The organism is Pseudomonas sp. H2_D02 (assembly GCF_054677635.1).
This window is the reverse complement of sequence record NZ_CP162816.1, coordinates 5,062,243-5,081,233: the sequence shown is the minus strand read 5'-3', so window position 1 is coordinate 5,081,233 and position 18,991 is coordinate 5,062,243. Positions and strand designations below refer to the sequence as shown.

The window sequence follows — 18,991 nt, the reverse complement described above, 5'->3', positions numbered from 1 at the left end:
ATGAGGGCGGGGGTCAATGCCGGTGCTGGCGGGTTACGCCGGCATCGAACTGCGCGACGATCTGTTGCCAACCAGCGGCGGACAATGCAGCCTCGTCCAATGCGGTGGGCGCGGTCGCAGGGTGGCTGCGGTTGAGCCAGATGTCCGGGGGCGCGTCGGATCTTTCACTGATGCGCATCAGAAAGGAGCCCGCAACGGACCGGTTGCTGCTCGCGCCGAAGTAGGCGCGTTCGCCCAGCAGTTGCCAGGCGTGCCCGCCGCGACTGACCGAACTGGCGTCCTGTGCGAACGGGGCAAAGCCTTCATCGGCCAACGCCTCCGGGACGGGAAGGGCTTGCTCGCTTTCGCGCAGGATGCGGATTTCGTCCAGCGTCACCCGCAGGTCGGCATAAATACCTTGCTCGGCGGCGCTGAGGTCGCGGCGGGCGTCCAACTGGTTGCTTTCCAGGTGGGCGACCTCCTGGGTTTCGCCATGCCAGGCCACCACCGAACCGGCGCCCAAGACGATGATCAGGCACAACAGCAGGACGTAAAGGGTTTCATGGCCGGCGCCCGCGGGGCGGATGACTTGAGTGGTGGGAGCGCTCATGGGGCCTCGATGTCGGCTTGGTCGATCTCCACCACGTGGCCGGGGCCGGCGTCGAAGAGTACGTAGAATTCAGCGTTCGGTTTCTTGAAAGTCAGCTTCGAGTCGGCGCCGAGCTTGCCGGGGACCAGGATGGTTTCGTCGTAGCCGATCACATCCAGGGTCACCCCGGGGGCGCCGCTGCCGTCGGAAAAGCCGCCGGTGCATTGGATCTGTTCGGCGTCGATGGCCTTGCATTCGCACATGGGGTTGTGGGCCAGTGCGCTGGTGCTCAAGCCTGCGCACAGCAGCAGCGCCAGGCTGTTGAGGGGGGCGCGGAAGGTCATGGTCGGGCTCCTTGGGTTTTCAGCCAGGCGACGGTGGCCGGGGAGGCCTGGTCCAGGGGAATGGAGGCTTGATGCATCGAGCCATCCCAGCCTTCGAGGGTGATCCACAGCTCGGCGTCTGGCTGAGTCTTCTTTGGCACCGGCAACATGGCGCCCATGCGATAGGGCGACCCGAAGAAAATCACCCCGGCGGCCCGCAGGCTGCGAGGCTTGCCGATGCGCAGGTAGGTGGCTTTCACCTGGCTGATGCAGCGTTGGCACAAAGCGGCATTGAAGTGCTTCATGGGGCCGGCAGGACCTTGGGTACGGGGCGCTTCGTTGCGAAACTCCGCCAGGCGCAGGCTCCACGGCCCGACCTGGATTTCGCCGACTTCCCGCTCACCGAGCCCGCCGTCACCCCGGAACAACGCCGCTTCCGAGAGGTACTTGGGCATGAAGCCCAAGGGGATCAGCAGCAACAGCACATTGAGATGGAAGCGCCATTTATGCCAGAACCGGCCCAGGCTTGAAGGTGCTGTGGTTGTGGTGGACGGGTTCACAGGCTGCCCTCCGGTGAGTCACGGTGAAGGGGCTGCAACGACGACGCAACCCGAGCTGGCCGGGCAGGTTTCTGGCTGCGCTTGACGGCGTTGGCGGTGGCCAGGGCGGTGCGTTTGGTCCAGATCAGCAATCCACTCAGGACCATCATGCTCAGGATCAGGCCAAAGAAAAACCAGATGAGCTTGATCCAGATCCCGCCAAAATCCCCGGTGTGCAAGGGCCGCATGGATTCGGTGACGAACTCCAGTGCCGTACGGTCCGACAACAACCGCGAGGCGTCCACCTCACCGTTATAGGGATTGATTGTCGCGGTCTGGAACATCAATGGGTACCAGCCGCGTCCGCCGACCTCCAGATGGCTGTAGGCATTGCCCGGCAGGCTGACGAAACTTGCTTCCAGCCCGGGAATTTGCTGCCGGGCAATCTCGATGGCACGGTCCAGGTTCAATTGCGCTGGAGCAGCACCATCGGCAGACAACGGAACGCTTTCACGGGCCACCACCGGTACGACCGGGGCGCTGGAGATGGAAATGCCGTTGTCGGCCAGCGCGGCTTCGATCAGGAACCAGGTACCGGTCACGGAAATCACCGCGATGAACCAGATCGACCAGATGCCACTGAGCCGATGGAAATCGCCCCAGAAAATACGGGCGCCGTGGCGGATACGCAGGGTCGGGCGCAGGAAACCTTTCCAGAAACGCTTGTAGACGACAAGCCCTGTCACCAGCGACGCCAGCATCGGCAGGCCGAGAAACGATACCAGGTACCAGCCCCAGCTGTAGCCGTTGGTGAACGGCACCAGCCACCAGCCATGCAGGGCGCGGGTGAAGCCTCGGAAGTTGAACGCCGGGGCCGATCCCTGGATAACGCCGCTGTACGGATTGACATAGACAGTATCCGGCCGCCCGTCGGGGTAAGTGACCTTGGCTTCCAGGGCAAAATGCGACTCATCCGGACGCACGATACTTTGCACCTGGGTCAGCGGCTGGGCTTGCTCTGATGGCGGCGATGACCTGATCGTAGCTGAGCAACGGGGCGTCATCGGTGGGCTTGCTGGCGCGCATTTCGGGGTTGACCAGCCAGACGATCTCCTGGCTGACCACGGCCAAGGTGCCGGTGACGCAGACGATCAGCACGAAGAACCAGATAGGCAGCGCCAACCAGCTATGGACGAGGAACCAGAGTTTGGAGCGGGACTTCTTGGACATGATTGAACGTCTTGATTCGATGAAAGGTTCCGTGTCACGGGCTTCGTAACACTGAGAACCCTGAAAAGCAGGCCGTGGCTTTGCCGACGCGGCCTGCTGCATCTAATTAAGACGAACGAGCAAGTGAAATCCTGAAGGAGAAGATGAAAGAAAATGTTTCGCGTTTGCGATGGGGGCGACTTTATTTTTTGCGGCGAGGGAGCAAGCCCCCTCGCCAGGGTTAACGCTGTCTTCTAACCGCGTCAGCCTTGTTGGAACATTTCCCTGGCACGCTGCTCGATCTGTTCCTGAGTCAGGTCCTCCTTGCGCGTAGCCAGGAACCACAAATGCCCGTAAGGATCTTTCAGGGTGCCCGAGCGATCACCATAGAACTGATCCTTGACCTCGGAAATCACCGTGCCTCCGGCCTCGATCGCCTGGGCGAATGCGCTGTCCACGTCGTTGACATATAAATGCAGGCCTACCGACGGCGATTGATCCGGATTGCTCAGCGGGCCTTGGTCGCAAGGCGTGCCAAGCATGATCGGGCAATCGCCGATCCGCAGTTCGGCATGGCCGATGCCGCCGTCGGGCATGCTCAGGCGCATGACCTCGGTTGCGTTGAAGGCTTTCTTGTAGAAATCGATGGCTTCGGTGGCTTTCTGGATGCCCAGATAAGGCGTAATGCTGTGATAACCATCAGGAATGGCTTTGACGCCCATGACCGTTTCTCCTTGTTGTTATGGGAGGACGACTTTCGTCGATTTTCGCTCACCCACTATAGAACGCCGCCCATGGGAGGGCTCACGCCCCGACGAACGTCTCACGGCTCGTCCAACAAATGCGCCCCCGGTCCTCGCTTGCCAAGCACGTCGCCCTGATTGCGCAGGGGGCAATGTTCCATCGACAGGCAACCGCAGCCGATACAGCCGGTGAGCCGGTCGCGCAGGGCGATCAGTTGATCGATGCGCTCATCCAGATTCCGGCTCCATTGCGCAGATAAGGTCTTCCAGTCGGCCGCTGTCGGGGCGCGATTCTGCGGCAGATTTTTCAGCGCTTCGCCAATTTCCGCCAAGGGGATGCCCAGGCGCTGGGCGACTTTGATCAGCGCCACGCGCCGCAGGACTTCTCGGGGGTAGCGACGTTGATTGCCCTGGTTGCGAGTGCTTTTGATCAGCCCCTTGGTTTCATAGAAGTGCAGCGCCGTGACCGCCACGCCACTGCGAGCGGCGACTTGGCCGACGGTGAGCTCCTTGTGAAAGTTGATGGGCGTCGTCATTCCAATCACCGCTTGACCTTGACTTAACTAGAGGTTTTACCCTGCTGGCCTTCGGATCGCAAGATTCGCCTTACCTCAACGGGGGACCTTTCATGCAACCGCCAATCAGCTTCACGCATTTGATTGAATTCGACATCGAGCCTCAAAGGCAGCAGGCGCTGGTGAACGCCCTGACAGAACAGACCGAGCGCCTGGCGCGGGATTTCCCGGGCTTTCTCAGCGCCAGTGTCCAGGCCAGCGAGGACGGGCGACGGGTCCTCAACTGCTTGCAATGGCAAACCCGCGAAGCAGGGGAAGCGGCGTTTCGAAGCGTTGAAAATGGCGAGGAAAATTTCTGGCGGCTGATCCAGAAGCATCGGGCCAAAGCGGTGACGTTCGGCTCTTTTCAGGTACTGCGCAACATCGAGCGCAGCCTGGACGGTGCGCTGCATTGCCCGTGGGTCAACCCAGCGCAACGGGGGATCCGAGAGGGCGATACCCACTATCAAAAGCGTTGATTTCTGCCGTTTCACGTCGGCGGGTAGCCTTTGTTCATCGCCCAACTTCAGAACATCGGACACCCGCCATGAACCGTATCCTTGCCGTCTTGCTGCTGTTGACTGCCACCGTATTGAGCGGTTGCGCCTCGTCGTCTCCGGAGCTGCGTCCGTACACGGCGGAAGAAACCCGCGAGCTGGCCCTCGAAGCCTTGAATCGCCGGGGTCTTTCGTTCGAGGAATATCACGCGAAGAAAGCCGAACTGCTCGGCCCATCACAGAAGAACGTCGGCTTCGATGAGCGCGGCGAAATGAACGCCGAACAGACCGTCCAATTGCCTGGCCGGCCAAGCTGAAGGACTGTACCGCTCGAAGTTTTGCCTAACTGTCCATGGGCGTGTGCCGGGACGTGGGGTAGGGTCATCACCTGACTGCCTCGACGGATTGACCTGCCATGACCCTCTCGCTTGACCTGCTGCTGGGCTTCGCCCTGTTTGCCCTGGTGACCTCGATTACACCTGGCCCCAACAACACGATGTTGCTGGCCTCGGGTGTCAATTTTGGTTTCAACCGTACCATCCCGCATATGCTGGGTATCACCTGCGGATTCTTTTCCCTGGTGCTGGCGGTGGGCCTCGGGCTGGGTGCGGTGTTCCAGACCTATCCTTTGCTCTACACCTTGTTGCGCTACGTTGGCGCGGCATACCTGATGTACCTGGCATGGAAAATCGCGCATTCCGGTCCTGTCTCGGACAGCGCAGCGGGCAACAACAAGCCGATCAGCTATTGGGGCGCGGCAGCCTTCCAATGGGTCAACCCAAAGGCCTGGATCATGGCCATCGGCGCCATCAGCACCTATACCCCCCTGCAAGGCTACTTTTTCAATGTGGTGGTGATCGCGGCAGTGTTCGCCCTGATCAATCTGCCAAGCGTCAGCCTGTGGGTGGTCTGCGGCAGCCTGTTGCGCAACCTGCTGCGCGATCGTCGATGGCTGCGCCTGTTCAATTGGGGTATGGCACTGCTGTTGGTGGCATCCCTGTATCCGTTGTTGCTGGAAAGCATGAGTTGAGGGCTGAGCTTCGACGCGATGCCTGCTAAGCTCGCTGTTTCCAGGAGCGTTCCTACGCACTTTTAAATGGAGTCCGACTTCTTTAAGGTCTTGATCAGGTAAAGCTTGTCTCGAACCCAACGAGGGCACCCTGGTCCCGGAACAGGCTCTGCGAGTTTTCTTATGAATAAGCGTCCTTTATATTTTGATTATGCCGCCACCACGCCGGTGGATGAGCGGGTCATCCAGGTCATGGTCCAATGCCTGGGTTTCGACGGTAACTTTGGCAACCCGGCCTCCAGCTCCCATGCCTTCGGCCAGGAGGCTCGACGCGCCGTGGAGCAGGCGCGCCGGCAGGTGGCCCAACTCGTTGGAGCCCAAGCCGGACAGATTGTCTGGACGTCCGGGGCTACCGAATCCAACAACCTGGCAATCAAGGGCGTGGCCCAGGCGCTCGGCGTGCGCAAGGGGCACCTGGTGACCAGCCTGATCGAGCACAAGGCGGTTCTCGATACCGTCAAGCAATTGGAGGAGGGCGGTGTCGCGGTGACCTGGCTGGCGCCGGATGCCGATGGCCTGATCAGCCCGCAAGCTGTTCGCGAGGCGCTGCGCGAAGATACGTTCCTGGTGTCGCTGATGCTGGTGAACAACGAGTTGGGCACCGTCAACGACGCCGTTGCCATCGGTGAGATCGTTCGCGAGCATGGCGCGCTCTTCCATATGGACGCGGCCCAGGGTGCCGGGAAAGTGAGGATCGACCTGACCCGGTGGCCGGTGGACCTGATGTCTTTTTCCGCGCACAAAATCTATGGCCCCAAGGGCATCGGTGCACTTTACGTCGGTGACCGCGCGCGGCCGCGCCTGTCGGCGCAGATCCACGGCGGAGGCCATGAAGGTGGGTTGCGTTCCGGTACCCTGGCGACCCATCAGATTGCAGCCATGGGCGCGGCGTTCGAGCTGGCGGCGCAGTCGTTTGACGAGGAACTCGCCCATATCGCCCGGTTGCGCAATCGTTTGCTTGAGCCGTTGTTGGCATTACCTGGCGTGTGTATCAATGGCAGTGCCACCCAGCGCATCGCGCATACGCTGAGCCTTACCTTCAACGAAGGCGAGTTCAATCCGGCCGCGCTGGGCGCTTCGATTGCTTTTTCCGCCACATCGGCCTGCAACTCCGCGAATAACGCACCCTCCCACGTACTGTTGGCCCTCGGGCACGACGAACGGGCGGCGAGCCGCACCATTCGCTTGAGCCTGGGACGTTTCACCCATGAACAAGACATCGACGAGGCGGTGCGGTTGATCAAGGCGGCCTGTGCCGCTGCGCCAGCATTCTGGGCGACACCCACCTGAGCCGAACCTATCGGCATCGAACAACAATATTGATTAGCAGGAGTGATGATGAGTACCCAGCCTTTGACCCCAGGACAGGTTCCGCAGCGCCTGGCTCGAATCCGCCAGTTGATGAGTGACGAGGGCATCCACGCATTGCTGGTGCCTTCGGCCGACCCGCATCTCTCGGAGTACCTGCCGGGCTACTGGCAAGGGCGCCAGTGGTTGTCCGGTTTCCATGGCTCGGTTGGGACCTTGATCGTCACTGCGGATTTTGCCGGGGTTTGGGCTGACAGCCGTTATTGGGAGCAGGCCACCAAGGAATTGGAGGGCAGTGGTATCGAGCTGGTCAAGCTTGTTCCGGGTCAGCCCGGCCCGCTGGATTGGCTCGGCGAACAGACGCCCGAGGGAAGCGTGGTTGCGGTTGACGGTGCGGTGATGGCCGTCGCATCGGCGCGAACGCTGAGCGGCAAGCTTGAGTCTCGCGGTGCGCGGCTGCGTACCGACATCGACCTGCTACAGAAGGTTTGGAGTGATCGCCCAAGCCTGCCTGATCAACCCGTCTACGCCCACCTGCCACCGCAAGCGACGATCAGCCGTGTCGAGAAGCTCGCGAAGCTGCGCGAATCCCTCAAGGAACGTGGCGCCGATTGGCATTTCATCGCCACCCTTGATGACATTGCCTGGCTGTTCAACTTGCGTGGCGCGGATGTGTCCTTCAATCCTGTGTTCGTTTCCTTTGCCTTGATCAGCCGGCAACAAGCAACGCTCTTCGTGGCTCTGGACAAAGTTGACGCACCGCTGCGCGCGGTTCTTGAACGGGATGGTGTGACGCTACGCGACTACAGCGAGGCTGGCGCCGCGCTGCGTGAAGTGCCCAATGGCATGAGCCTGCAGATCGATCCGGCGCGGGTCACGGTCGGCTTGCTGGATAATCTTGGCAGCGGTGTGAAGTTGATCGAGGGACTCAATCCCACGACGTTGGCAAAATCGCGGAAGAGCTTGGCGGATGCCGAACATATCCGTAAGGCCATGGAGCAGGACGGGGCGGCGCTCTGTGAGTTTTTTGCCTGGCTGGAAAGTGCCTGGGGGCGCGAACGTATCACCGAGCTGACCATCGATGAGCACCTCACCGCAGCCCGAAAGCGTCGGCCGGATTTTGTTTCCTTGAGCTTCAATACCATCGCTGCATTCAATGCCAATGGCGCGATGCCTCATTACCACGCCACGGAAGAGGCGCACGCCGTTATCGAAGGCGATGGCTTGCTGCTGATCGATTCGGGCGGGCAGTATCTCGGTGGAACCACGGACATCACCCGCATGGTGCCGGTCGGAACGCCGACGTCAGAGCAGAAGCGTGATTGCACCCGAGTGCTCAAGGGCGTGATTGCCTTGTCCCGGGCCAGATTCCCCCAAGGCATTCTGTCGCCTTTGCTGGATGCTATCGCCCGCGCGCCGATCTGGGCCGAGCAGGTGGATTATGGCCATGGCACGGGTCATGGGGTCGGTTATTTCCTCAATGTCCATGAAGGACCGCAGGTCATTGCCTATCAGGCCGCCGCTGCGCCACAAACCGCGATGCAGCCAGGGATGATCACGTCGATTGAGCCGGGCACCTATCGTCCAGGTCGCTGGGGCGTGCGCATCGAGAACCTCGTCATCAATCGCGAGGCGGGCAGCAGCGAGTTTGGCGCGTTCCTGGAATTCGAAACGCTCACGCTGTGCCCGATCGACACCCGCTGCCTGGAGCCGTCTCTACTGACCCAGGATGAAAAAGACTGGTTCAACGCTTACCACGCCGAGGTTCGGCGTCGATTGAGCCCGTTGCTGGAAGGCGACGCGTTGCAATGGCTGAACACGCGAACGGCGGCCATCTGACAAAGGATCAGGCGAGGGCTTCACGGACGAAGTCCAGTCGATCCTGCCCGAAGAACAGCTCATTGCCGACAAACATGCTCGGAGCGCCGAACACGCCCCGGCGAATAGCTTCTTCGGTCGTGCTTTTGAGCTGCTCCTTGACCAACTGATCGGTCGTCAGGGCGAGTACATATTCAGGGTCGAAACCACCTTCGCTCAGGACCGCCGCGACGGTTGCCGGATCGTTGAGGTTGCGCGCGTTTACCCACAGCGCTTGGAACAGGCAATCAATAAAAGACTGGAAACGGTCAGGTTGATGTAATTGCATGCCGGTCACGGCACGCATCAGCAGCAGTGTATTGATTGGGAAGTAAGGGTTGAGCTTGAACTCGACACCGTAGCGCTTGGCGAAACGATTCAAGTCCTGAAATAGATAGGGGCCCTTGGCTGGCACGGTAACAGGGGATGCATTACCCGTTGCCTTGAAGACGCCACCGAGCAACATGGGACGGTAAAGCAGCGCACTGCCGGCTTGTGCGCAAAGCGTGGGCAACTGGGTATAGGCCAGATAGGTAGTCGGGCTGCCGAGATCGAAGAAAAATTCCACTGATTTGTTCATGAGCATTGCTCTCTTATTGGTAGGAGGCGGCTTACCAGCGTTCGCTCCAGGGACGCATGTCCAGCTCGAATGTCCAGGCGTCACGGGGCTGGGCGTGCAGGTACCAATAATTTTCGGCAATGTGTTCGGGGTCGAGGATGCCATCCTCATCCTTGGTTGCGTATTTTTCCGGGAAGTTGTCGCGGATGAAGTCTGTGTCGATGGCGCCATCCACCACCACGTGGGCGACATGAATATTCATGGGGCCCAATTCGCGCGCCATGCTCTGGGCCAACGCGCGAATGCCATGTTTGGCCCCCGCAAATGCTGCGAATCCGGATGCTCCGCGCAACCCCGCCGTAGCCCCGGTAAACAGGATCGTCCCGCGGCGACGCGTGGCCATCCGCTTGGCCACTTCCCGGGCATTGAGAAAACCTGAGAAGCAGGCCATTTCCCAGATCTTGAAATATTTGCGTGCGGTTTCCTCAAGGATGCTACAGGGAACATTCGCGCCAATGTTAAAGACAAAGGCTTCGATCGGACCGATCTGATTCTCGATCTGCTCAATCAGCGCGATTACATCTTCTTCCCTCCGCGCGTCGCAGGCAAAACCGTGAGCTTCCCTGCCTTGGGCCCTTATATCGTCGACCAATGGCTCAAGCTTGTCGGCACTTCGACGCGTAACGCAAGCCACGAAACCTTCCCGGGCGAAACGCCTGGCGATCGCGCCACCCGTGGCGTCACCAGCACCTACAACCAGTACGACCTTCTTATTATTCATGGCTAGCTCCATTGCTAAACGATCGTTAACTAAACGGACGTTATGCTAAGATCCGGCCAGCGTCAAGGTGATGATCAAGAGGCAAGACAATGCGCTATTCGGCCAATCACAAGATGGAAACCCGCGAGAAACTGCTCGCCAGTAGTGCCGTATCGGCCAAGACGTCAGGTTTTTCGACGGTAGGGGTTGATGGCCTGATGAAGGCGATCGGGTTGAGCGGCGGGGCGTTTTATAGTCACTTTTCGTCCAAGGACGAGCTTTTCCAGGCTATCGTCGAGCGCGAGCTGGCTCATAGCCTGGATCGCTTGAGTGGTAATGGGGTCATGGACTCAGCGAAGCTGGAACGCTGTCTCAAGCAATACCTGAGCATGAGCCATGTCGAGCATCCGGAGGCGGGGTGTGCCTTGCCGGTATTGGGCGCTGAGATTGCGCGTTCGGATGTGCAGGTACGCGAGGCAGCGCAAACGTGGATATGTCGTTTGCATGACGGCTGGGCAAAAGTGTTGGGCAGCGATAGCTTGGCCTGGGCGATCCTGTCGCAATGCGTTGGGGCGCTTGTCGTCGCACGCATGCTCGTCACGCCGGAAGTCCAGCGTGATGTTCTCAAATCCAGTCATGAGGAAATCAGCCGTCGGCTGGCTGAGCGGCAATCTGACTGACCTGCCGCTATTTGCAGATCACGATCATGCTGCGACTGGTGTAGCCGGCTGGGTTGAGTCCGAAAGGGTAATCTCCCGGCTCCTCGACTGCATCACCCGATTTGGCAATGACCTTGTAGTTTTTTGGGGCGCATGAGTTCGCGGCGGTGGCGGCGCACTGGTCCCAGGATGACGTCAGGCCAGAACAATTGATGTGCAGGCCTTTTTTACCACGCTTGATTTCGGTTTTCGATGTCGCTGCGCAGCCTGCAATTGCAAGTACCGCGATCAGTATCAGAATTCGTTTCATTCCCGTCCTTATGCCGTCGCGGATCTTTTGCCTGCGTACGGCTGCTTTCGCTTTGGTCTTAAGCGTACATGACGTCCTTGTATGAAAAAATTCCATGCCGACCATTAGGTTACGGCTCTAAACATGGCCTAAATACGCGGCAAATACCAGAGCTACGTAAAAAGCTGCTCAATCTGCTGCGATGGCCGGCTTCGCGGTCTCCCCCATGGTCAACGTCGCGCCGATCGAAGCGAGAATAATGCAGGTAATGGCAGCCCATTGGGACAGTGAAAGGTATTCATGAAGGAATATCAGTCCTGACAACGCACCGATCGCGGGCTCTACGCTCATCAGCGTCCCGAACGTACGGGCTGGAATGCGGGTGAGGGCAATCATTTCCAAGGTATAAGGCAGGGCAGTGGACAGGATGGCGACACCAACGGCGATTGGAATCAGGCTTGGTGTCAGCAGTGTGGCCCCAGCGTGAACGATGCCAATAGGGGCTACAAACAGTGCTGCGATCATGACCCCCAAAGCTGCGGTCTGCACGCCATTGTCCGCTCCAGCTTTCTGGCCAAACAGGATGTACAGCGCCCAACAAACTCCGGCGCCCAGGGCATAGGCAGCACCGATCAGGTCGATGCCGGTGCTGGTGGCCCCGGAGGGTATGAGCAGCAACAAGCCAATCACCGCCAGGGCAATCCAGAGAAAATCAATCGCCCGGCGTGACGCGTAGATAGCGACCGCCAGGGGGCCGGTGAATTCCAGTGCCACGGCAATGCCCAGCGGAACGGTGCGCAGTGACATATAGAAGAGGAAATTCATTCCACCCAGAGCCATTCCGTAGATCACTACGGTGCGCAAGGATTGGGCGGTGAGTTTGGCTCTCCATGGACGTAGCAACAACAGCATGATGATGCTGGCGAAAATGAGGCGTAGCGTCGTGGTGCCTTGTGCACCCACTACCGGGAACATGCTCTTGGCGAGTGACGCGCCGGACTGGATCGATGCCATGGCGATCAGTAGTAGGGCAACCGGGTATAAAGAGGATGCCAGGCTGCGATTTGGTGGGGTCATTACAAGGTTTCATCCATTGCGAAGGCTGGAGAAGTGGTTTTTGAGCAATATAGTGCGCATTTCACGCGACGCAGTCTATATATAAGACGGGCTTGCACCGTTTCGGCCAGAAAAATGGAGAAAGAGGAAATAACGGTTGACGGCAGATTCCAGGTGTCTATAATTCGCCCCACTTCCGGCGCAGTCGAAACGGAAAACTTCTTGAGTTTCAATGAGTTAAGTAGGTTTCGATAGGTCGGGCGCTTCAGTTCATCGAAGCGTTGAAGGAGTTGATAGAGCGGTGTTGTTTGGCTCTATTGGCGATTCGATCCTCTCGGTCGAAAGCGGTGAAAAAGAGGTGTTGACAGCAGCGAACAACGCTGTAAAATTCGCCTCCCGCTAACGAGAGATCGAAAGCGCAAGTGGTTGAAGTTGTTAAGGATTTCCAAGCGAAACTTTGAAAACTTCTTAAAATAACCGCTTGACAGATACACGGGGCGCTGTAGAATGCGCGCCTCGGTTGAGACGAAAGGCTCAACCCACCGCTCTTTAACAACTGAATCAAGCAATTCGTGTGGGTGCTTGTGGAGTCAGACTGCTAGTCAACAGATTATCAGCATCACAAGTTACTCCGCGAGAAATCAAAGATGTAACCAACGATTGCTGAGCCAAGTTTAGGGTTTTCTCAAAACCCAAAGATGTTTGAACTGAAGAGTTTGATCATGGCTCAGATTGAACGCTGGCGGCAGGCCTAACACATGCAAGTCGAGCGGTAGAGAGGTGCTTGCACCTCTTGAGAGCGGCGGACGGGTGAGTAATGCCTAGGAATCTGCCTGGTAGTGGGGGATAACGCTCGGAAACGGACGCTAATACCGCATACGTCCTACGGGAGAAAGCAGGGGACCTTCGGGCCTTGCGCTATCAGATGAGCCTAGGTCGGATTAGCTAGTTGGTGAGGTAATGGCTCACCAAGGCGACGATCCGTAACTGGTCTGAGAGGATGATCAGTCACACTGGAACTGAGACACGGTCCAGACTCCTACGGGAGGCAGCAGTGGGGAATATTGGACAATGGGCGAAAGCCTGATCCAGCCATGCCGCGTGTGTGAAGAAGGTCTTCGGATTGTAAAGCACTTTAAGTTGGGAGGAAGGGCATTAACCTAATACGTTAGTGTTTTGACGTTACCGACAGAATAAGCACCGGCTAACTCTGTGCCAGCAGCCGCGGTAATACAGAGGGTGCAAGCGTTAATCGGAATTACTGGGCGTAAAGCGCGCGTAGGTGGTTCGTTAAGTTGGATGTGAAATCCCCGGGCTCAACCTGGGAACTGCATTCAAAACTGTCGAGCTAGAGTATGGTAGAGGGTGGTGGAATTTCCTGTGTAGCGGTGAAATGCGTAGATATAGGAAGGAACACCAGTGGCGAAGGCGACCACCTGGACTGATACTGACACTGAGGTGCGAAAGCGTGGGGAGCAAACAGGATTAGATACCCTGGTAGTCCACGCCGTAAACGATGTCAACTAGCCGTTGGGAGCCTTGAGCTCTTAGTGGCGCAGCTAACGCATTAAGTTGACCGCCTGGGGAGTACGGCCGCAAGGTTAAAACTCAAATGAATTGACGGGGGCCCGCACAAGCGGTGGAGCATGTGGTTTAATTCGAAGCAACGCGAAGAACCTTACCAGGCCTTGACATCCAATGAACTTTCCAGAGATGGATTGGTGCCTTCGGGAACATTGAGACAGGTGCTGCATGGCTGTCGTCAGCTCGTGTCGTGAGATGTTGGGTTAAGTCCCGTAACGAGCGCAACCCTTGTCCTTAGTTACCAGCACGTTATGGTGGGCACTCTAAGGAGACTGCCGGTGACAAACCGGAGGAAGGTGGGGATGACGTCAAGTCATCATGGCCCTTACGGCCTGGGCTACACACGTGCTACAATGGTCGGTACAGAGGGTTGCCAAGCCGCGAGGTGGAGCTAATCCCACAAAACCGATCGTAGTCCGGATCGCAGTCTGCAACTCGACTGCGTGAAGTCGGAATCGCTAGTAATCGCGAATCAGAATGTCGCGGTGAATACGTTCCCGGGCCTTGTACACACCGCCCGTCACACCATGGGAGTGGGTTGCACCAGAAGTAGCTAGTCTAACCTTCGGGGGGACGGTTACCACGGTGTGATTCATGACTGGGGTGAAGTCGTAACAAGGTAGCCGTAGGGGAACCTGCGGCTGGATCACCTCCTTAATCGACGACCGCAGCTGCTTCATGAGCTCCCACACGAATTGCTTGATTCATTGAAGAAGACGAAAGAAGCAGCCCGGAATTGGGTCTGTAGCTCAGTTGGTTAGAGCGCACCCCTGATAAGGGTGAGGTCGGCAGTTCGAATCTGCCCAGACCCACCAATTTTGTGTGGGAAACGCCTGTAGAAATACGGGGCCATAGCTCAGCTGGGAGAGCGCCTGCCTTGCACGCAGGAGGTCAGCGGTTCGATCCCGCTTGGCTCCACCACTACTGCTTCGATTGTATAAAGCTTAGAAATGAGCATTCCATCGGTTCGATGGTGAATGTTGATTTCTAGTCTTTGACTAGTTCGTTCTTTAAAAATTTGGGTATGTGATAGAAAGATAGACTGAACGTTACTTTCACTGGTAACGGATCAGGCTAAGGTAAAATTTGTGAGTTCTCTTAATTGAGAAATTCGAATTTTCGGCGAATGTCGTCTTCACAGTATAACCAGATTGCTTGGGGTTATATGGTCAAGTGAAGAAGCGCATACGGTGGATGCCTTGGCAGTCAGAGGCGATGAAAGACGTGGTAGCCTGCGAAAAGCTTCGGGGAGTCGGCAAACAGACTTTGATCCGGAGATGTCTGAATGGGGGAACCCAGCCATCATAAGATGGTTATCTTGTACTGAATACATAGGTGCAAGAAGCGAACCAGGGGAACTGAAACATCTAAGTACCCTGAGGAAAAGAAATCAACCGAGATTCCCTTAGTAGTGGCGAGCGAACGGGGACTAGCCCTTAAGCTTCTTTGATTTTAGCGGAACGCTCTGGAAAGTGCGGCCATAGTGGGTGATAGCCCTGTACGCGAAAGGATCTTAGAAGTGAAATCGAGTAGGACGGAGCACGAGAAACTTTGTCTGAATATGGGGGGACCATCCTCCAAGGCTAAATACTACTGACTGACCGATAGTGAACTAGTACCGTGAGGGAAAGGCGAAAAGAACCCCGGAGAGGGGAGTGAAATAGATCCTGAAACCGTATGCGTACAAGCAGTGGGAGCCCACTTTGTTGGGTGACTGCGTACCTTTTGTATAATGGGTCAGCGACTTATTTTCAGTGGCGAGCTTAACCGAATAGGGGAGGCGTAGCGAAAGCGAGTCTTAATAGGGCGTCTAGTCGCTGGGAATAGACCCGAAACCGGGCGATCTATCCATGGGCAGGTTGAAGGTTAGGTAACACTGACTGGAGGACCGAACCGACTACCGTTGAAAAGTTAGCGGATGACCTGTGGATCGGAGTGAAAGGCTAATCAAGCTCGGAGATAGCTGGTTCTCCTCGAAAGCTATTTAGGTAGCGCCTCATGTATCACTGTAGGGGGTAGAGCACTGTTTCGGCTAGGGGGTCATCCCGACTTACCAAACCGATGCAAACTCCGAATACCTACAAGTGCCGAGCATGGGAGACACACGGCGGGTGCTAACGTCCGTCGTGAAAAGGGAAACAACCCAGACCGTCAGCTAAGGTCCCAAAGTTATGGTTAAGTGGGAAACGATGTGGGAAGGCTTAGACAGCTAGGAGGTTGGCTTAGAAGCAGCCACCCTTTAAAGAAAGCGTAATAGCTCACTAGTCGAGTCGGCCTGCGCGGAAGATGTAACGGGGCTCAAACCATACACCGAAGCTACGGGTATCACGCAAGTGATGCGGTAGAGGAGCGTTCTGTAAGCCTGTGAAGGTGAGTTGAGAAGCTTGCTGGAGGTATCAGAAGTGCGAATGCTGACATGAGTAACGACAATGGGTGTGAAAAACACCCACGCCGAAAGACCAAGGTTTCCTGCGCAACGTTAATCGACGCAGGGTTAGTCGGTCCCTAAGGCGAGGCTGAAAAGCGTAGTCGATGGAAAACAGGTTAATATTCCTGTACTTCTGGTTATTGCGATGGAGGGACGGAGAAGGCTAGGCCAGCTTGGCGTTGGTTGTCCAAGTTTAAGGTGGTAGGCTGAAATCTTAGGTAAATCCGGGGTTTCAAGGCCGAGAGCTGATGACGAGTTACCCTTTGGGTGACGAAGTGGTTGATGCCATGCTTCCAAGAAAAGCTTCTAAGCTTCAGGTAACCAGGAACCGTACCCCAAACCGACACAGGTGGTTGGGTAGAGAATACCAAGGCGCTTGAGAGAACTCGGGTGAAGGAACTAGGCAAAATGGCACCGTAACTTCGGGAGAAGGTGCGCCGGTGAGGGTGAAGCACTTGCTGCGTAAGCCCACGCCGGTCGAAGATACCAGGCCGCTGCGACTGTTTATTAAAAACACAGCACTCTGCAAACACGAAAGTGGACGTATAGGGTGTGACGCCTGCCCGGTGCCGGAAGGTTAATTGATGGGGTTAGCTAACGCGAAGCTCTTGATCGAAGCCCCGGTAAACGGCGGCCGTAACTATAACGGTCCTAAGGTAGCGAAATTCCTTGTCGGGTAAGTTCCGACCTGCACGAATGGCGTAACGATGGCGGCGCTGTCTCCACCCGAGACTCAGTGAAATTGAAATCGCTGTGAAGATGCAGTGTATCCGCGGCTAGACGGAAAGACCCCGTGAACCTTTACTATAGCTTTGCACTGGACTTTGAATTTGCTTGTGTAGGATAGGTGGGAGGCTTTGAAGCGTGGACGCCAGTCTGCGTGGAGCCATCCTTGAAATACCACCCTGGCAACTTTGAGGTTCTAACTCAGGTCCGTTATCCGGATCGAGGACAGTGTATGGTGGGTAGTTTGACTGGGGCGGTCTCCTCCTAAAGAGTAACGGAGGAGTACGAAGGTGCGCTCAGACCGGTCGGAAATCGGTCGTAGAGTATAAAGGCAAAAGCGCGCTTGACTGCGAGACAGACACGTCGAGCAGGTACGAAAGTAGGTCTTAGTGATCCGGTGGTTCTGTATGGAAGGGCCATCGCTCAACGGATAAAAGGTACTCCGGGGATAACAGGCTGATACCGCCCAAGAGTTCATATCGACGGCGGTGTTTGGCACCTCGATGTCGGCTCATCACATCCTGGGGCTGAAGCCGGTCCCAAGGGTATGGCTGTTCGCCATTTAAAGTGGTACGCGAGCTGGGTTTAGAACGTCGTGAGACAGTTCGGTCCCTATCTGCCGTGGACGTTTGAGATTTGAGAGGGGCTGCTCCTAGTACGAGAGGACCGGAGTGGACGAACCTCTGGTGTTCCGGTTGTCACGCCAGTGGCATTGCCGGGTAGCTATGTTCGGAAAAGATAACCGCTGAAAGCATCTAAGCGGGAAACTTGCCTCAAGATGAGATCTCACTGGGACCTTGAGTCCCCTGAAGGGCCGTCGAAGACTACGACGTTGATAGGCAGGGTGTGTAAGCGCTGTGAGGCGTTGAGCTAACCTGTACTAATTGCCCGTGAGGCTTGACCATATAACACCCAAGCAATCTGCAGACTCGAAAGAGGCCAGATTGCGGTGTGTGAAGACGAAAAGAACCGAAAGTTCGAAATTCACCAAGCACCGAAAGCTGTCACATACCCAATTTGCTGAAGCGAGGCCATGAGGCCACGACTCAGTACCCGAATTTCTTGACGACCATAGAGCATTGGAACCACCTGATCCCATCCCGAACTCAGAAGTGAAACGATGCATCGCCGATGGTAGTGTGGGGTTTCCCCATGTGAGAGTAGGTCATCGTCAAGATTAAATTCCGAAACCCCTATCTGCTGACGCAGGTAGGGGTTTTGTTTTTGAGAAAAAAAGGATGACCAGGTCATCCCTCCAATATCCATCCATCAAGCCTCGGGTACCGGGCAGCTCAAATCTCCCTCCTTGCACTTTAGGTAGGTCTTGAGCGCCTCGACCCGTGCCTTCGTCAAGTTTGTAATGCACTCGTCGTGAATCATGGGATAGACGCTACCGCCTTCGACTCCGGACGCGGAAAAGCTGCATTCAGCGTCACGGAATTCGATCCATGCACGCTGGGCCTTGACCAGCAACTGCTTGGCGTGGGCATTGTCCATCAAGCGTGCTGTGATTTGTTTGTACAAGCTGTTCAGTTCCTTGTCGGCAGCTTTGTTCTCCTGGGCTGCGCATTGATTCATATCACCTTGAGTGGTGGCATTGGCGCAAGCATCAGCCTGAACAGTGCTGATGAACAGCAGGGGAATCAGGGGCAGCAGCAAACGGGTGGACATTATCGATGTCTCCTTGAAGGGTGAAACTGGCGCGGGAGTGTACCCAAACGATGGTCCGATACAACTTTCCGGTTGGACTCGTGGTCTTACAAGCCTACTGTTGAACACAGGAGGTGACCCCATGCATTTATCCGATCGTATAGAAAGAAAGATCTTACTCAAGGCGCCGCGTTCACAAGTCTGGCGAGCCTTGGCCAATGCCGAGGTCTTTGGCCAATGGTTTGGCGTGAATCTGGTGGGGAAACGATTCGTTGCGGGGGAGCGGACCCAAGGAAAGATTACCTACCCTGGCTATGAGCACCTTACTTGGGATGTGGCGGTGGAGCGGGTCGAGCCCGAGCGGGTATTTTCGTTTCGTTGGCATCCTTATGCCATCCAGCCAGAGATGGATTATTCTTCGGAGTCCGAGACGCGCGTGCAATTCGAGCTTGAGGATATGAATGGAGGCACCCTGCTGAAGGTAGTGGAGTCGGGATTCAACGATATCCCCGAGGCGCGCCGACTCAAGGCCTTCCGTATGGACAGTCGTGGCTGGGATGAGCAAATGGCTAATATTGAAGAGTTCTTGAACAAGGCATGAATTCCAGGTTGA

General features: G+C 56.7%; 19 protein-coding genes, 2 tRNA genes and 3 rRNA genes. 12 read left to right on the top strand and 12 right to left on the bottom strand.

What is annotated here, in order from left to right:
* Positions 1-13: 13 nt before the first annotated feature.
* The 7 genes from AB4N42_RS23155 to soxR all read right to left on the bottom strand — a co-directional run bounded on the left by AB4N42_RS23155 (position 14) and on the right by soxR (position 3,918).
* Positions 14-589 carry a DUF6162 family protein gene (locus AB4N42_RS23155; protein ID WP_460115432.1) on the bottom strand — a complete coding sequence of 192 codons (576 nt, stop codon included), beginning with the start codon at positions 587-589 and terminating at the stop codon, positions 14-16.
* Positions 586-912: a hypothetical protein gene (locus AB4N42_RS23150; protein WP_030137810.1), complete on the bottom strand. Its 327-nt coding sequence runs from the start codon at positions 910-912 to the stop codon at positions 586-588. Before AB4N42_RS23150 ends, AB4N42_RS23155 begins: the two co-directional genes overlap by 4 nt.
* Positions 909-1,451, bottom strand: a complete 543-nt coding sequence (locus tag AB4N42_RS23145; RefSeq protein ID WP_460115431.1) for a thiamine pyrophosphate-binding protein — start codon at positions 1,449-1,451, stop codon at positions 909-911. Before AB4N42_RS23145 ends, AB4N42_RS23150 begins: the two co-directional genes overlap by 4 nt.
* Entirely contained in the window at positions 1,448-2,494 is a 1,047-nt protein-coding gene (locus AB4N42_RS23140) for a PepSY-associated TM helix domain-containing protein (protein ID WP_460115430.1), read from the bottom strand. The genes AB4N42_RS23145 and AB4N42_RS23140 overlap by 4 nt, the downstream gene beginning before the upstream one ends.
* Positions 2,400-2,660 carry a PepSY domain-containing protein gene (locus AB4N42_RS23135; RefSeq protein ID WP_460115429.1) on the bottom strand — a complete coding sequence of 87 codons (261 nt, stop codon included), beginning with the start codon at positions 2,658-2,660 and terminating at the stop codon, positions 2,400-2,402. Before AB4N42_RS23135 ends, AB4N42_RS23140 begins: the two co-directional genes overlap by 95 nt.
* 242 nt (positions 2,661-2,902) lie before the next feature.
* Complete coding sequence (locus AB4N42_RS23130) at positions 2,903-3,361, bottom strand: VOC family protein (protein WP_460115428.1); 459 nt, start codon at positions 3,359-3,361, stop codon at positions 2,903-2,905.
* A gap of 101 nt (positions 3,362-3,462) precedes the next feature.
* Positions 3,463-3,918 (bottom strand): redox-sensitive transcriptional activator SoxR, encoded by a 456-nt coding sequence (soxR, locus tag AB4N42_RS23125; protein WP_030137814.1) that lies wholly within the window; start codon positions 3,916-3,918, stop codon positions 3,463-3,465.
* 92 nt (positions 3,919-4,010) lie between these two features.
* Between soxR and AB4N42_RS23120 the strand changes: the two genes are divergently transcribed.
* From AB4N42_RS23120 to AB4N42_RS23100, 5 genes are all read left to right on the top strand, one after another.
* Complete coding sequence (locus AB4N42_RS23120; protein ID WP_460115427.1) at positions 4,011-4,415, top strand: antibiotic biosynthesis monooxygenase; 405 nt, start codon at positions 4,011-4,013, stop codon at positions 4,413-4,415.
* Positions 4,416-4,483: 68 nt separating this feature from the next.
* Positions 4,484-4,750 (top strand): hypothetical protein, encoded by a 267-nt coding sequence (locus AB4N42_RS23115; protein WP_030137816.1) that lies wholly within the window; start codon positions 4,484-4,486, stop codon positions 4,748-4,750.
* 98 nt (positions 4,751-4,848) lie between these two features.
* Positions 4,849-5,463: a LysE family translocator gene (locus AB4N42_RS23110; protein ID WP_334597185.1), complete on the top strand. Its 615-nt coding sequence runs from the start codon at positions 4,849-4,851 to the stop codon at positions 5,461-5,463.
* 162 nt (positions 5,464-5,625) lie between these two features.
* Positions 5,626-6,792, top strand: coding sequence for a cysteine desulfurase family protein (locus AB4N42_RS23105; RefSeq protein ID WP_460115426.1), 1,167 nt, complete (start codon positions 5,626-5,628; stop codon positions 6,790-6,792).
* Positions 6,793-6,840: 48 nt separating this feature from the next.
* Positions 6,841-8,649 (top strand): aminopeptidase P family protein, encoded by a 1,809-nt coding sequence (locus tag AB4N42_RS23100; protein ID WP_460115425.1) that lies wholly within the window; start codon positions 6,841-6,843, stop codon positions 8,647-8,649.
* A gap of 7 nt (positions 8,650-8,656) precedes the next feature.
* On the opposite strand, the gene AB4N42_RS23095 is transcribed toward AB4N42_RS23100, so the two are convergent.
* Together AB4N42_RS23095 and AB4N42_RS23090 are read right to left on the bottom strand one after the other, a co-directional pair.
* Positions 8,657-9,247 carry a 2-hydroxychromene-2-carboxylate isomerase gene (locus AB4N42_RS23095; RefSeq protein ID WP_460115424.1) on the bottom strand — a complete coding sequence of 197 codons (591 nt, stop codon included), beginning with the start codon at positions 9,245-9,247 and terminating at the stop codon, positions 8,657-8,659.
* Positions 9,248-9,278: 31 nt separating this feature from the next.
* Positions 9,279-10,007: an SDR family oxidoreductase gene (locus AB4N42_RS23090; protein ID WP_460116415.1), complete on the bottom strand. Its 729-nt coding sequence runs from the start codon at positions 10,005-10,007 to the stop codon at positions 9,279-9,281.
* Between the two features lie 89 nt (positions 10,008-10,096).
* Between AB4N42_RS23090 and AB4N42_RS23085 the strand changes: the two genes are divergently transcribed.
* Positions 10,097-10,666 carry a TetR/AcrR family transcriptional regulator gene (locus AB4N42_RS23085; protein WP_264427873.1) on the top strand — a complete coding sequence of 190 codons (570 nt, stop codon included), beginning with the start codon at positions 10,097-10,099 and terminating at the stop codon, positions 10,664-10,666.
* A gap of 7 nt (positions 10,667-10,673) precedes the next feature.
* On the opposite strand, the gene AB4N42_RS23080 is transcribed toward AB4N42_RS23085, so the two are convergent.
* Together AB4N42_RS23080 and rhtA are read right to left on the bottom strand one after the other, a co-directional pair.
* Positions 10,674-10,955 (bottom strand): hypothetical protein, encoded by a 282-nt coding sequence (locus AB4N42_RS23080; RefSeq protein WP_181288040.1) that lies wholly within the window; start codon positions 10,953-10,955, stop codon positions 10,674-10,676.
* 168 nt (positions 10,956-11,123) lie between these two features.
* Positions 11,124-12,011 carry a threonine/homoserine exporter RhtA gene (rhtA, locus tag AB4N42_RS23075; RefSeq protein WP_030137824.1) on the bottom strand — a complete coding sequence of 296 codons (888 nt, stop codon included), beginning with the start codon at positions 12,009-12,011 and terminating at the stop codon, positions 11,124-11,126.
* Between the two features lie 683 nt (positions 12,012-12,694).
* On the opposite strand from rhtA, the gene AB4N42_RS23070 reads away from it, so the two are divergent.
* The 5 genes from AB4N42_RS23070 (at position 12,695) to rrf (ending at position 17,905) form a co-directional block, all read left to right on the top strand.
* Positions 12,695-14,231: ribosomal RNA gene (locus tag AB4N42_RS23070) — 16S ribosomal RNA — on the top strand.
* An 81-nt stretch (positions 14,232-14,312) separates the two neighbouring features.
* A tRNA-Ile gene (locus AB4N42_RS23065) sits at positions 14,313-14,389 on the top strand.
* A 30-nt stretch (positions 14,390-14,419) separates the two neighbouring features.
* Positions 14,420-14,495: transfer RNA gene (locus AB4N42_RS23060), tRNA-Ala, on the top strand.
* A 246-nt stretch (positions 14,496-14,741) separates the two neighbouring features.
* Positions 14,742-17,633: ribosomal RNA gene (locus AB4N42_RS23055) — 23S ribosomal RNA — on the top strand.
* A gap of 156 nt (positions 17,634-17,789) precedes the next feature.
* Positions 17,790-17,905: ribosomal RNA gene (gene rrf, locus AB4N42_RS23050) — 5S ribosomal RNA — on the top strand.
* The 16S, 23S and 5S rRNA genes sit together here with 2 tRNA genes alongside, the layout of an rRNA operon.
* A gap of 92 nt (positions 17,906-17,997) precedes the next feature.
* On the opposite strand, the gene AB4N42_RS23045 is transcribed toward rrf, so the two are convergent.
* Positions 17,998-18,399, bottom strand: coding sequence for a lysozyme inhibitor LprI family protein (locus tag AB4N42_RS23045; RefSeq protein WP_030140852.1), 402 nt, complete (start codon positions 18,397-18,399; stop codon positions 17,998-18,000).
* A gap of 121 nt (positions 18,400-18,520) precedes the next feature.
* Between AB4N42_RS23045 and AB4N42_RS23040 the strand changes: the two genes are divergently transcribed.
* Positions 18,521-18,979, top strand: coding sequence for an SRPBCC family protein (locus AB4N42_RS23040; RefSeq protein WP_030140853.1), 459 nt, complete (start codon positions 18,521-18,523; stop codon positions 18,977-18,979).
* Positions 18,980-18,991: the final 12 nt, after the last annotated feature.

Excerpts from the sequence above, each read along its gene's own strand:
- AB4N42_RS23090 (WP_460116415.1), bottom strand. The coding sequence starts at position 10,007 with ATGAATAATAAGAAGGTCGTACTGGTTGTAGGTGCTGGTGACGCCACG.
- rhtA (WP_030137824.1), bottom strand. The coding sequence starts at position 12,011 with ATGACCCCACCAAATCGCAGCCTGGCATCCTCTTTATACCCGGTTGCC.
- AB4N42_RS23110 (WP_334597185.1), top strand. The coding sequence starts at position 4,849 with ATGACCCTCTCGCTTGACCTGCTGCTGGGCTTCGCCCTGTTTGCCCTG.
- AB4N42_RS23130 (WP_460115428.1), bottom strand. The coding sequence starts at position 3,361 with ATGGGCGTCAAAGCCATTCCTGATGGTTATCACAGCATTACGCCTTAT.
- AB4N42_RS23105 (WP_460115426.1), top strand. The coding sequence starts at position 5,626 with ATGAATAAGCGTCCTTTATATTTTGATTATGCCGCCACCACGCCGGTG.
- AB4N42_RS23140 (WP_460115430.1), bottom strand. The coding sequence starts at position 2,494 with ATGACGCCCCGTTGCTCAGCTACGATCAGGTCATCGCCGCCATCAGAG.
- AB4N42_RS23120 (WP_460115427.1), top strand. The coding sequence starts at position 4,011 with ATGCAACCGCCAATCAGCTTCACGCATTTGATTGAATTCGACATCGAG.
- AB4N42_RS23100 (WP_460115425.1), top strand. The coding sequence starts at position 6,841 with ATGAGTACCCAGCCTTTGACCCCAGGACAGGTTCCGCAGCGCCTGGCT.
- AB4N42_RS23045 (WP_030140852.1), bottom strand. The coding sequence starts at position 18,399 with ATGTCCACCCGTTTGCTGCTGCCCCTGATTCCCCTGCTGTTCATCAGC.
- AB4N42_RS23150 (WP_030137810.1), bottom strand. The coding sequence starts at position 912 with ATGACCTTCCGCGCCCCCCTCAACAGCCTGGCGCTGCTGCTGTGCGCA.
- soxR (WP_030137814.1), bottom strand. The coding sequence starts at position 3,918 with ATGACGACGCCCATCAACTTTCACAAGGAGCTCACCGTCGGCCAAGTC.
- AB4N42_RS23040 (WP_030140853.1), top strand. The coding sequence starts at position 18,521 with ATGCATTTATCCGATCGTATAGAAAGAAAGATCTTACTCAAGGCGCCG.
- AB4N42_RS23080 (WP_181288040.1), bottom strand. The coding sequence starts at position 10,955 with ATGAAACGAATTCTGATACTGATCGCGGTACTTGCAATTGCAGGCTGC.
- AB4N42_RS23155 (WP_460115432.1), bottom strand. The coding sequence starts at position 589 with ATGAGCGCTCCCACCACTCAAGTCATCCGCCCCGCGGGCGCCGGCCAT.
- AB4N42_RS23095 (WP_460115424.1), bottom strand. The coding sequence starts at position 9,247 with ATGAACAAATCAGTGGAATTTTTCTTCGATCTCGGCAGCCCGACTACC.
- AB4N42_RS23085 (WP_264427873.1), top strand. The coding sequence starts at position 10,097 with ATGCGCTATTCGGCCAATCACAAGATGGAAACCCGCGAGAAACTGCTC.
- AB4N42_RS23135 (WP_460115429.1), bottom strand. The coding sequence starts at position 2,660 with ATGTCCAAGAAGTCCCGCTCCAAACTCTGGTTCCTCGTCCATAGCTGG.
- AB4N42_RS23115 (WP_030137816.1), top strand. The coding sequence starts at position 4,484 with ATGAACCGTATCCTTGCCGTCTTGCTGCTGTTGACTGCCACCGTATTG.